The sequence below is a fragment of the Methanogenium organophilum genome (assembly GCF_026684035.1).
Lineage (GTDB): Archaea > Halobacteriota > Methanomicrobia > Methanomicrobiales > Methanomicrobiaceae > Methanogenium > Methanogenium organophilum.
On record NZ_CP113361.1, the window covers coordinates 1234254 to 1245965 of the forward strand.

Genomic DNA, 11712 nt, shown 5'->3' on the forward strand with positions numbered 1-11712 from the left:
GCCAAGGACCACTGCTGTGAGATGGATTCCGGCACCTGAAATCGCGATGAAAAAGATCCCAAAGAGAAAACTACCGGCGATTGCGGCAATAATGGTATGTTCTCCGGCAGATGTGGTGTCGATAAAGGGCACACTGCAGAAGAGGCTCCCCCCGATCCCCCGGATCAGGACGCCTGCAAGGATGCTGTGCAGGCAGAGGAGGGTGAAAAAGAAGAACCCCGCCTGCATGAGGTAGCTATCACGCACATGGCGAAAAAATACTGGTGGTATTACGAGAATCTCTGCTGCGCAAAGGATAAATCCCTCTGCCATATCTGGCTGGCTATCCATTTTCTGAGACAATAAAGCGACGTATGGGATAATTGGTGATATTCATCGGGAAAGAAGAGAGGGTACGGTGACCACGTCGTCAAACGGAATTGTAATCTTCGATAGATATGCGTCGATTTTGGCCGTTCCGTGGACACGGGCGTCTATGTCGCGTGTTAAGGCACCGGTGAGAAAACGTACAGCCTCCGGAGATGTGACAGTGATGGACACCGGAACTTCGGTAGTCGAGTAGGCACCCAGACTAACATTCTCAGCCCACCCGTGGATAATAACCCGTTCCGGGGTGTCATCCGCTGTGAGAATATCAAACCTGATCTCTGAGAGGGTTAACCGGGCTGGTGCCCGGGATGTGACAGCGACTGTTACCCTCCCCCCGATATATGCGGGTGAAACGGTTTCGATGGAGACTCCCCGGACCATCACTGAACAGAGACGGGATAGATCCATAAACAGTTCGAATATGGGGTGGCGGGTAAAAAAAATATCGGTCGAGCTATCGTACCTGATACAGGAAAAATGAGTGGCCGTTTAAATTCAGACTTGCGGAAAAAAAGGAGTGGGAAAATAGAGAGTTTACCGGCGGATAACCACCAGTGCTATGGTACAGCCGAAAATGGCTGCCATCATTCCAAATCCGGGAACTGGTGCCGCTGCTGCCATGTCTGCGGGACTGGGCCCTTCAGGTTCAGGCATACTGGTCATCTCTTCAGTGATCAGTGTTGCGGTTGGAGTGGCAGTTGCCCTGCCCATGGATCTGATAAAGAAGTACGATGTTGGCTCTGTTCCTTCCGTCAACTTGCTCCCCGGACACTCTGATGCCGGAGCATTACCATTGATAAAGAGGATCTCCAGATGGTTTCTGTTTCCCTCCTCTAGTGTATTCCATGTATCATCCGGCAGCATGGTCTGTGTTCCACAATCAGATATCGGAAACTCCTTGCTGTTTGAATAATAGCTGACAGTCTTCACGGTGACGTTTACTGACTGCGCACTGCATACCTGTCCGGTGCAGGAATCACAGTTTGGCGTTGCAGTATATGATACCTTGTAGTTGCCGATAAACGGTGACGGCATTGCATTTGGATCACCTACCATCCAGCTCAAATGTTTCTGGGTAGACTGGCTGTCTCCCACCAGACCGATAGCAATCATTCCTTGTGAATCGCTCAGGGCACAGACTACCTCATCACCCGGTTTGATGTAGTTAAAGAATATGTCAAATTTCAGGGGGGTGTAGAGTGTCATTGGAGTGAATGGTGCAAACTGCTCCCCATTCCACTTTGCGGCGATATCCACTTCAAATTCACCGGTCTCTTGGTCTGCCTTGCTAACCCTTCCCAAATATGCCCGTAATGGCGGGTTTTCAATAATTCTTTCCTCTTTATCCCCACTATCCGAATACTCGGCAATCCATATCTCTTTATCATCATCATCTACCGGGTGGCATGCCACTGCGGGCAGTATGATGAACATGATAATGAGAAGGACGGCCGGAACTGACCTTAAATACCTCTGCGTCAATACACACACCTCAAAATGACCGTACAATACCATACGGTTCTGTGCTATCCTTACTATTGCCCATATATAAAGTTGTCGTGGATGTTGACTCGGAGAGGGATAATTATTATATTCGTTGTGTGTGATTCGACGATTCGGGGTCTAAGAATCTGCCTGATTTCTGGTAGTATTCCGGGAACACCGGGGTTCTCGGGGGTTGTTGACTGGCTGTCCGGCCATTTCTTCCCGGCAGGCATTGAGGTCCTGGAGTTTTTGGAAAAATGGTGGGAGAGGGAAACCGTTTCTGCCAATGAGGAATGGGCATGATAATAATGCTACTGCAATTATCGGTACACGGCAGAGAGGGCGACTCGTTCTGCGATAAGTTCGGGGAGCCGTTGTGTGCCGATGGTGGCAAGTTCCGTTTCAGTGATGGAGAAGTCCTGCATCAGGCGTGAACGTTTCTCTGCACAAATGGGTTCTGTCCCTGCGGGTGGGGCAGGAGGGAGGGTAATACCGGGTATTCTGGCGATTTCGTCTGCTGCATTCTCGACTGCTGGCACTATAACCACCCAGAGAGGCATCTTCCCCTTCTGTGCGCCGAATTTGGCAGCAACACTTGTCTGTCGGCTAGCTGCCACCCAGAGGAGCAGTTCCATCTCAAAGGACCGTGCGACAGGGTTTTTGTCCGTAAACCATGTCCGACAGGCATGGGCGAGTGCGGCATCCAGGTGTAGGCGACCTGCAACCCGGTCAGCATTAATACAGATGATATGGGCATCGATGCGGTCTGCGGTGGCATGTACGGCCGAAAGAAACTCCTGAATGTCAGATATTTCCGCATTGGCAAAGAGGATCGCATGAGTGGGCATAAGGGGGCCTGCTACATTATTCATCTGCCTCTCCCCCAAATGAGAAGAGCGACCTTTGTGCGCCTGGTCCTTCTTCTGTCCCTACAGTGGCAATATCTTCTGCCGCCCCGGTGTTCTGTCCACTCTGTCCTTTCTCTGTTGGCTCGTTCTCCCCATTCCGTGCGGCCATACGTTCTGCAAGAGGATCCCTGCGGCCCCTGCCACGTTTCATGGTCTTTGCGGCCCGAATAATACTCTCTGCTGTTTTTCCGCCTACGATGCTGCCGACAAAGGCGGGGTCTGCAGTGAGAAGTGCTTCAGGGCTGGTGATGTTGTTTGTGAAGAGGCGGCGTGCCCGAACCCGCCCGATGCCTTTTATGCGGACCAGAGGAATTAACTCATGACGGATGCCGTGACGGATCCGCAGGGTGGTTTCCTCCACTCCGTTGCGGTGTTCAGGCGAGAAAAGGCGTGCCAGCCTTCCGGAGGCATGAAGCAGCCACCCTATTCCCTCTACTGCATTATGGATGTCACCCGGGCCGACGCCGTAGCGGGTGCAGATGGTATCGTCACCTGTCTCGTCCATCCAGTCGGAGAGGAGCATTGCGGTCTTAAGGCTGCGGAAGAATTCCTCCATCTCATCGTAGGAGAACTCGGTTCTGAACTCCTCTTCGTGGTCATAGAAGAACTTCTCCAGCATGGCCAGGTCATTTTTCTTTACATACAGAGTGAACATATCCGGTGTCATGCAGAGCAGCTGGAGAAGGGCTAAATCAGTGAGTTCTCCATCTTCCCGGAGTGCTGCGGTGATCATCTCGGCTGAGCGGGGGTCAATGTAGAGCCTGCTCGTCAGCTCACCGTATTCGGTTGCATGCAGCATACCGGAGAGGTCCGTCACCATCTCGGCGCCCGTGAGAAATGAAAGGGCATCGTTCAGTGTCCGGGAAAGGGCCCGTTTTCCGGTGTGCTGGTGGGCATAGAAGGTCTTCTCCAGAAATTCCATCAGTTCGTCACGGGAACGGGCAAAGCCGGTTGCGACAAGGGAGAGGATGTGTGCTGTGAGGATACCCTGTTCTCCACATCCGGAGCGGACCTCCTCGTCAGGTGCCTCTACATACTCCTCGTAGAGATCATTTACCGCATATTCTGATTTTGCAATAAGAATGGCCTCACCATAGGGATCAAGGTGCGGCCGTCCGGCCCTCCCTGCCATCTGCCGGTATTCCCGTACCGGTATTGGCCGCATTCCTTCTCCACCGACGTAGCGGAGATAATCACGGATGATTACCCGGCGTGCGGGAAGGTTTAGGCCTGCCGCGAGTGTGGGAGTAGATGAGATCGACTTGATAAATCCACTCCGGAAACCCTCTTCAACGAGTGTCCGCTGCATGCGGTTCATTCCGGCATGATGGAAGGCCGCACCGTTTCTCACACAGGCAGCAAGAGTACGGCCCATATCAGTCTCGGCAGCGGCTTCGAGTTTCTCTGCAATACTGTCCAGCACTGCATGCTCTGATTTCAGGGCCGAAGCCGCCCGTTTTGCGTATCCTTCTGCATTGCGCCGGGATGAGACAAAGACGAGGCACTGCCCCCCGTCTGCCACACAGTCCAGAAGCAGATTGATGTCTTCGGTCTTTGCAGGAGAAGGAATCTCACGCTCCTCATCGTTAAAGTAGATCATATTGCGATAGCAAATACCCTCCCTGAGGTCCACCGGACGCCAGTCTGAGGTGATAAGGTCTGCCCCCAGCCAGCCCGCCAGTTCCTTAGGGTTGCCGATAGTTGCGGAGAGAGCGATTACCTGCATGTTCGGAGTGGCATGGCGCAGTTTGGTAATCACCATTTCAAGGGTGGGTCCGCGTGACTCATCGTCGATAAGGTGTACCTCGTCAACGACGAGGCAGGAGACACGGGATAGCCAGGGGGCGCCGTTTCTGAGGAGAGAGTCCACTTTCTCTGAAGTGGCGATCACGATGTCATTTGCGCCAAGGCGTGCCTCCTTTTGATCATAATCCCCGGTGGCGACACCGATAGCACAGCCCTTGTTTGCAAATTCATGGGCCTTTTCTGTTGCAAGTGCTTTTAATGGGACAATGTAGAGGCTCATCCCCCCCCGTGCAATGGCGGCATGCATCGCCATCTCTGCAATCAGGGTCTTTCCGGATGCAGTGGGAATGGCAACCAGCAGATCGGCACCTTCAAGCAGCCCTTTTTCAATGCACTCGTTCTGGGGCGGGTACAGGAATTCGATACCTTTATCTTTAATATTCTGTTTAAATGCCTCAGGCAGTGGCAAATCAGAAAAATGCAAAGGCACCCCTTCTTTTCCTGTGTAAAAGAGATTTAATTGCTCTATATGTCATGAACGGGCAGAATGTGGGTATGTATGTTCCAGTGGAAATCATCCGTCCTTTCCTGTATTTTTGATATTCCCGTGGTTCGGTGGTCTTTTTAGTATGTAATATGCTCAAAATATTTATATGATGATATGGGGGTCAATAATAATATTCGAGCATGTCGACCTTTGCCTCTTTCTTCTTGCGATCCAAAAAGGAGAATACCGTCGCATGTGGCAGTCCTTCAATGAGCATTTCAACTGCGGTCCGGACATTCTTTACCTGGTCAATCATGCCGATAACCGCAACCGTCTTACCCTGGACAGAGAGGATGGCCCCGGTCATATCCTCGATCTGTTCACGTGCCCGTCCGTTCTTGCCGATGATCCTGCCCCGGAGGCGTTCCATCTGTTTTGGTGTCGTGCAGACACCGGAGAGGTCCATGATGTCCAGAATCATATCTTCGTCTTCGAAGAGGGTAAAGGCCCGCTCGGGTGAGAATCCGCGGTTGATGGCACGCACCAGTTCTGTTGTGCGCATGACGGCAATGGCGTCCTCTCCTTCAATCTCAACGAGTCCGTCCTCAGAGTCAATCGCGAGGGTGGTCCCGGTTTTCTTTTCAATATCGCGTTTTGTTTTGCCGCCTTTCCCGATGAGGACCGGGATGCGGGCGGTGGTGATTTTTATCTCAGTGGTGGTCATGGTGGGTATCATCCCTGTTGTATAGTACAATTGAGTGGTGAAGGGATAATGGTTGGTGGCGGGGCAATTTCGCGCGGCCTGCAGATGCAGTACAGAAGGTGGTGTGGACGTCATCCCGTTCTGACCACAATAAATATATAATTTTTACACAAAAGGTGGCCCAATATCCGGAACCCAACCATTCATGTAACTGTGGGACAAAAAGTTTTATGTATTCGGGCTCGATCTAAAAATCCCGTATATCCCGGAGTTGCCATCTCATGGAAGAAACCCAGGAAGAAGAAAAATATCATACTATCAAAGTCAGTGTCAGAAATCTGACGAAAATTTTTGGGAAACATCCTGAAGATGCCCTGAAACTTATCCAGCAGGGAAAGAAGAAGCAGGAAATTTTTGAGAAGACCGAGCAGAATGTTGCGCTTCGGTCCATTTCTTTTGACGTCTATGAGGGCGAGTTGTTTGTTCTGATGGGGCTTTCCGGCTGTGGAAAGTCGACCCTTCTGCGGTGCATCAACCGGCTTATCGAACCGACGAGCGGAAATATCGAAATCGACGGAACAGATATCGTTACGATGAGCGAGGACGAACTGCGGCAGATGCGGCGTACGAAGATCGGGATGATCTTCCAGAACTTTGCCCTCCTCCCCCACCGTACTATTCTGGAGAATGTTGCGTTCGGACTTGAGATACAGAACACTCCTGTTGAAGAGCGGGAACAAAAAGCACGGGAAGCAATTGATCTTGTCGGTCTTTCAGGCTATGAGGAGAGTTATCCCTCCGGCCTTTCCGGAGGTATGCAACAGCGGGTCGGCCTCGCACGTGCACTGGCAAGTGATGCGGACATCCTCCTGATGGATGAGGCATTCAGTGCCCTTGATCCTCTTATCCGTCGTGATATGCAGGATGAACTCATTGAACTGCAGGCCAGGCTGAACAAGACAATCATCTTTGTGAGCCATGATCTGGATGAGGCCCTCAAACTCGGGGACCGTATTGCCCTGATGAAGGACGGAGAGATTGCGCAGTTAGGGACCGCCGAAGACCTTCTTCAGAATCCCCGCTGTGATTATGTGGAGCGGTTTGTCGAAGATGTCAACCTCTCCCGTGTACTGGTTGCAAAGGACGTAATGAAACGTCCCGAGCCGCTCCTACCCCCGGATTCGGGGCCGAGAAATGCCCTCCGCCTGATGGAGGAGTACGGTATTTCCAGTATATTTGTTGCAGGAAAGGACCGGAAATTCCGTGGTCTTGTAACGGTAGACGGGGCTGTCGAGGCTAAGAAACGTGATATCCCTCTGAGAGAACTGATGATCACTGACACCCCTACGGTTGAAATGGATACCCCTGCGCAGGAACTGATGCCGATTATGGCCGAAACCGCCTATCCGGTGGCAGTTCTTGACAGTGACGGGAAAATTAAAGGGCTTATCGTGCGGGGTTCACTGCTTGCAGGTCTGGCCCGGCTGGAGGTTGAGGTATAATGTCGGACATTCTGCCGGTCGGTGAAGCAGTTGAGGTGGTTGTTGATTGGATCGATGAGACCTTCGGGTGGCTGCTGGACGGGATCACCGCTATCATGGATATGCTGGTGAGCGGATTCCAAGATGGGATGGCGGCCGTCCCTCCGCTTCTTCTCATCGTAATATTTGCGCTTATTGCCTGGATTTTAACAAAAAAGAACCTCAAAATCGGTCTTTTGACACTCTTTGGGCTGCTCTTCATTTATCTCCTGGACCTCTGGTCTGAGACCATCCTGACGCTTGCCCTTGTCATTACGTCAGCAGTGGTGACGCTTGCGATCGCAATTCCTTTGGGAATTCTTGCTTCACGCTCGCAAACGGTTGATACCGCACTGCGTCCCATCCTTGACCTGATGCAGACGATGCCGTCCTTTGTCTACCTGATTCCTGCGGTCATCTTCTTTGGTCTCGGGAATGTGCCGGGCATGATCGCAACGATCATCTTTGCGATGCCGCCTGCAATCCGGCTCACAAACCTCGGTATCCGGCAGGTGCCAGTCGAACTCATTGAGGTCTCCGAGGCGTTCGGGGCGACACAGTGGCAGAAGCTTGTCAAGGTTCAGTTGCCGGTGGCGATGCCGACGATCATGGCGGGCGTGAACCAGTGTATCATGCTTGCTCTCTCGATGACGGTCATCGCGGCAATGATCGGTGCTGCGGGTCTGGGTCTGAACGTCCTGATGGGTATCCAGCGGGTCGATATCGGCGGGGGGTTCGAGGCAGGCCTCTGCATCGTCATCATCGCCATCATTCTCGACCGGATCACACAGAACGTGATCAGCACCGGCAATGACCAAAAGTGATATATAGAAACCCCGATCAATTTTTTAAATACGTCAGTTTGAGCCGTATTTTCCGGTTTTTACTGATTGAATGGATGTGTTTTTGTGCTAAATCTGAACTCAAAAAATTTGTTTATTGTATTAATTGTGTTATTTGGTATCATTTTTGTTGCCGGTTGCACGGATTCGGCCGGTACCGCGGCGGCACCGGAGACCGGAACCGATGCCGCAAAAGAAGTCTCCATCGGCTATGTGCTCTGGGACTCGGAGATCGCGAGCACCAATGTGCTCAAGACGGTCTATGAACAGGCCGGCTACGATGTCGAGCTCAAGGCAGTCGACGCAGGCCCGCTCTACCAGGCGCTTGCAGACGGTCAGGTCGATATGAGTGTCTCCGCATGGCTGCCCGCTACCCACGCTGCCTACATGGACACCTATGGTGACGACATCATGCTGGTCGGGAAGAACCTCGAGGGCGCAAAGGTCGGTCTCGTGGTCCCCCAGTACGTGACGATTGACTCCATCGACGAGATGAACGATGTCGCTGACCAGTTCGACGGCAAGATCATCGGTATTGAACCGGGTGCAGGTATCATGGCGATGACCGAGACTGCTATTGAGAACTACAGTCTTGACTACACGCTTGTGCCGTCATCGAGTGCAGCGATGGCAGCCCAGCTCAGTGACGCCTATGAGAACGAAGAGTGGGTCGTCGTTACCGGCTGGACACCACACTGGAAGTTCGTTCGCTTTGACCTGAAGTACCTGGACGACCCTGAGGGCGTATACGGCGGCGAGGAGTATATCGCAAGCCTTGCCCGCACAGGATTTGTAGATGAGAATCCCGAAGCCTTTGCCATTCTTGAGCGCTTCTCCTGGGAGCCGTCAGACATGGAATCCGTGATGCTCGCCGTTGAGGAAGGGGCAACACCTGAAGATGCCGCACAGGCATGGGTGGACGAACACCTCGATCAGGTCCAGTCCTGGATCAACGGATAATCCCCTTTCTTTTTTTCAGGCGCCCGCGCCCGGTACGGTTTCCTGCCCGCAGGATGTTGTATTACCGGTGGTGTTCTCTATATAGGATGTCATGGTATGTTCCAGTACGTCAGGTTCTGGCTGTACCCCCGGCGGTTGGATACTGACCGGAGGATGTGATAGATATGATATCTGCACAGCAGACAGGAACACTCTGTATTCTGATCCTCGTCGTAGCCGGGGTCTTCATCGCCGGCTGTACGGACGAGACGGGTCCCGCCCCGACGACGGAACCGACCGCGACACCCACGGCAACGGTGATGCCGGCAGGTGAGGTCTCCATCGGCTATGTGCTCTGGGACTCGGAGATCGCGAGCACCAATGTGCTCAAGACGGTCTATGAACAGGCAGGCTACGATGTCGAGCTCAAGGCTGTTGACGCAGGCCCGCTCTATCAGGCACTTGCAGACGGTCAGGTCGATATGAGTGTTTCGTCATGGATGCCCACGACGCATGACGCGTACTGGGACACCTATGGCGATGACATCGATATGGTCGGGACGAACCTCGAGGGTGCAAAGATTGGCCTCGTGGTCCCCCGGTATGTGAAGATTGACTCCATCGAGGAGCTGAATAACGTCACCGACCAGTTCGACGGGAAGATCATCGGTATCGAACCGGGTGCGGGCATCATGGCCGCGACCGAGCGGGCGATAGAGGAGTACGGCCTCGACTACACGCTCGTCCCTTCGTCCAGTGCAGCGATGGCGGCCCAGCTCACCGATGCCTATGAAAATTATGAGTGGATCGTCGTCACCGGCTGGACGCCGCACTGGAAGTTTGTCCGTTTCGATTTGAAGTACCTCGACGACCCGAAGGGTGTCTACGGCGGCGAGGAGTATATTGCGAGCCTTGCCCGGCAGGGCTTCAGTGAGGATAACCCCGAGGCATACGCGATTCTAGAGCGCTTTGGCTGGGAGTCTTCGGATATGGAAGAGGTGATGCTTGCAATCGAAGACGGTGCGACCCCGGAGGACGCAGCACAGGCATGGGTGGACGCGAACCAGGACCGGGTTATCTATTGGATCAATAGGTAATTCCCACCGTTTTTTCTATTTTACTTCTCTTTGAACTGACTGATCCGGTGCCATTTACTACAGGATCAGGAACGCGGAACAATGTATGGTGATACGAAACAGGTGGCGTATGTTGGTGCGTTCCCGGGAGAAGAAAAGTGATGTTCATCCTCCCTTCTTGGAAGGAAAAGAATGCATTCAGCGCCGCTGATGTTTCCTGAATGCATACCAGACACCGCCGCAGACCCCCACAAGGAGCAGCAGACCAAGGATGGTGACAAATGAACTTTCCTTAACGACCATACGGAAATCATCGCTCGTCTCGGTCTGGTCGGATGTGACCTTCAGAGTAACCTTGTATTCGCTTGCGGCAATGTTCGAGGGCGGGATGACGGTGACCGAGATGGTCTTGCTCTCACCGGGCTCGAGACTTGCTAGAGTCTTGGGTGATATGGTCGCGGTCCAGCCGTCCGGTGCGGAGATCTCCGGTCTGATGTTCGTCAGTGAACCCGCACTTCCCGTGTTTTTCAGTATGACATCAAAGGTGACCTTGTCACCCTTCCCCAGTTCATACCGGTATTTATCCGGGTATGCCTTCAGGCGGTACTCACCGCGGAGGGTGATGTCGAGTCCCTCTTCATAGGTGTCGCCGTCAGGAGAGGTCACAACAGAGGTTATAGAATAGTCACCTATTTCAGTCCCGTATGCAGGAATTACTTCGAGATAGAGTGTTTTCTCCTCTCCTGCATAGAGGAATATCTCTGAGAGGCTCTCCCCAGAATTCTCCGATTCCTTGAATCGGGTAAACCAGTCCTCCGGCATCCCGGTTGCATCCAGGCTGAAGATGCTGTCCGCCCGCCCGATATTTTTCAGGTTCATCACAAAGACCGGATTTTTGTCGAGTGATGTGGTGATGGAGAGGGTCTTGTACGATACCTCCACTGCGGTGTTCATCTTTTCAAGCAGGATATTCCCGGCATCCGTCTCGAGGCCGGAATTCACTTCGACCGCCACCGGGAGGGCACTGTGATACCCGTCCTTCGTGATCAAAAGCGTATAGTCGCCGTGCGGGAGCTCGCTTCTGATTTTTCCGTCTGTGGACGTCTGGATGGTCATGACCGGTTCTGAGGATCTGTCATCCATGACGGCAACGGTTGCACCCTTAACCGCCTCGCCCAGTTCATTGACCGTCGAGAGTTTCAGGACCCCGCGCTCTCCCGCATGGGTCTTTGAGATGGTGATATAGAGCCAGCAGAATCCGTTTCCGATGTGCACCTTTACATGGTATTCGCCCACTGGCGTGTCAGAGGAGGTCTTGACGGTAAAGCCGATGTTCTGGGCGGAACCCGTGGGAATGGCGGCTCTTGTGATCTCGGTATCTCCGTTCAGGAAATGATACTCCCAGTCGGACGATTCCCCGAAGGTCTCCACCCAGAATTTTTTGGGGTTGTCGTTTCCGTTGTTGGTCAGCGTGAGTGCGAATTCATTACTCTCCCCCGCTTCCAGAACAATACCCGGAAAGGTGCAGTGTATCTGGACGTCGCGGCCGTCCGCACTCTCCTCTGCCGCAACAGGTATCGGGAGAGCCGCCGTGAAGAGGAGGAGAATGAGTATGAGATATGGTATCTGTTTCATCG

At 52.9% G+C, this 11712-nt stretch carries 11 protein-coding genes; 5 read left to right on the forward strand and 6 right to left on the reverse strand.

Going from position 1 to position 11712, the window contains the following annotated elements:
- Nucleotides 1–96 precede the first annotated feature (96 nt).
- The gene (locus tag OU421_RS06230) at nucleotides 97–345 is read left to right on the forward strand and encodes a hypothetical protein (protein ID WP_268187755.1); all 249 of its coding nucleotides are present in this window, start codon (nucleotides 97–99) and stop codon (nucleotides 343–345) included.
- 27 nt (nucleotides 346–372) lie between these two features.
- On the opposite strand, the gene OU421_RS06235 is transcribed toward OU421_RS06230, so the two are convergent.
- The 5 genes from OU421_RS06235 to OU421_RS06255 form a co-directional block, all read right to left on the reverse strand.
- On the reverse strand, nucleotides 373–777 hold the full coding sequence (locus tag OU421_RS06235) for a hypothetical protein (protein WP_268187756.1): 405 nt from the start codon (nucleotides 775–777) through the stop codon (nucleotides 373–375).
- Between the two features lie 126 nt (nucleotides 778–903).
- Nucleotides 904–1851, reverse strand: a complete 948-nt coding sequence (locus tag OU421_RS06240; protein WP_268187757.1) for a hypothetical protein — start codon at nucleotides 1849–1851, stop codon at nucleotides 904–906.
- Nucleotides 1852–2174: 323 nt separating this feature from the next.
- Nucleotides 2175–2726, reverse strand: a complete 552-nt coding sequence (gene cgi121 / locus OU421_RS06245; RefSeq protein ID WP_268187758.1) for a KEOPS complex subunit Cgi121 — start codon at nucleotides 2724–2726, stop codon at nucleotides 2175–2177.
- Nucleotides 2719–4992 carry an ATP-dependent DNA helicase gene (locus OU421_RS06250; RefSeq protein ID WP_268187759.1) on the reverse strand — a complete coding sequence of 758 codons (2274 nt, stop codon included), beginning with the start codon at nucleotides 4990–4992 and terminating at the stop codon, nucleotides 2719–2721. Before OU421_RS06250 ends, cgi121 begins: the two co-directional genes overlap by 8 nt.
- Nucleotides 4993–5176: 184 nt before the next feature.
- Nucleotides 5177–5719, reverse strand: coding sequence for a KH domain-containing protein (locus tag OU421_RS06255; protein ID WP_268187761.1), 543 nt, complete (start codon nucleotides 5717–5719; stop codon nucleotides 5177–5179).
- A gap of 260 nt (nucleotides 5720–5979) precedes the next feature.
- Between OU421_RS06255 and OU421_RS06260 the strand changes: the two genes are divergently transcribed.
- The 4 genes from OU421_RS06260 to OU421_RS06275 all read left to right on the forward strand — a co-directional run bounded on the left by OU421_RS06260 (nucleotide 5980) and on the right by OU421_RS06275 (nucleotide 10096).
- The gene (locus tag OU421_RS06260) at nucleotides 5980–7200 is read left to right on the forward strand and encodes a quaternary amine ABC transporter ATP-binding protein (RefSeq protein WP_268187762.1); all 1221 of its coding nucleotides are present in this window, start codon (nucleotides 5980–5982) and stop codon (nucleotides 7198–7200) included.
- Nucleotides 7200–8042 (forward strand): ABC transporter permease, encoded by an 843-nt coding sequence (locus OU421_RS06265; protein ID WP_268187763.1) that lies wholly within the window; start codon nucleotides 7200–7202, stop codon nucleotides 8040–8042. Before OU421_RS06260 ends, OU421_RS06265 begins: the two co-directional genes overlap by 1 nt.
- A 126-nt stretch (nucleotides 8043–8168) precedes the next feature.
- Nucleotides 8169–9020: a glycine betaine ABC transporter substrate-binding protein gene (locus OU421_RS06270; protein ID WP_268187764.1), complete on the forward strand. Its 852-nt coding sequence runs from the start codon at nucleotides 8169–8171 to the stop codon at nucleotides 9018–9020.
- 164 nt (nucleotides 9021–9184) lie between these two features.
- Nucleotides 9185–10096 (forward strand): glycine betaine ABC transporter substrate-binding protein, encoded by a 912-nt coding sequence (locus tag OU421_RS06275; protein WP_268187765.1) that lies wholly within the window; start codon nucleotides 9185–9187, stop codon nucleotides 10094–10096.
- A 177-nt stretch (nucleotides 10097–10273) separates the two neighbouring features.
- Here the strand turns inward: OU421_RS06275 and OU421_RS06280 are convergent, their stop codons facing one another.
- Complete coding sequence (locus OU421_RS06280; protein WP_268187767.1) at nucleotides 10274–11710, reverse strand: NEW3 domain-containing protein; 1437 nt, start codon at nucleotides 11708–11710, stop codon at nucleotides 10274–10276.
- Nucleotides 11711–11712 lie beyond the last annotated feature (2 nt).

What these genes read in the sequence shown, in the direction of transcription:
- OU421_RS06260 (WP_268187762.1), top strand. Translation starts at nt 5,980, where the DNA reads ATGGAAGAAACCCAGGAAGAAGAAAAATATCATACTATCAAAGTCAGT.
- OU421_RS06230 (WP_268187755.1), top strand. Translation starts at nt 97, where the DNA reads ATGTTCTCCGGCAGATGTGGTGTCGATAAAGGGCACACTGCAGAAGAG.
- OU421_RS06280 (WP_268187767.1), bottom strand. Translation starts at nt 11,710, where the DNA reads ATGAAACAGATACCATATCTCATACTCATTCTCCTCCTCTTCACGGCG.
- OU421_RS06255 (WP_268187761.1), bottom strand. Translation starts at nt 5,719, where the DNA reads ATGACCACCACTGAGATAAAAATCACCACCGCCCGCATCCCGGTCCTC.
- OU421_RS06235 (WP_268187756.1), bottom strand. Translation starts at nt 777, where the DNA reads ATGGATCTATCCCGTCTCTGTTCAGTGATGGTCCGGGGAGTCTCCATC.
- OU421_RS06275 (WP_268187765.1), top strand. Translation starts at nt 9,185, where the DNA reads ATGATATCTGCACAGCAGACAGGAACACTCTGTATTCTGATCCTCGTC.
- cgi121 (WP_268187758.1), bottom strand. Translation starts at nt 2,726, where the DNA reads ATGAATAATGTAGCAGGCCCCCTTATGCCCACTCATGCGATCCTCTTT.
- OU421_RS06265 (WP_268187763.1), top strand. Translation starts at nt 7,200, where the DNA reads ATGTCGGACATTCTGCCGGTCGGTGAAGCAGTTGAGGTGGTTGTTGAT.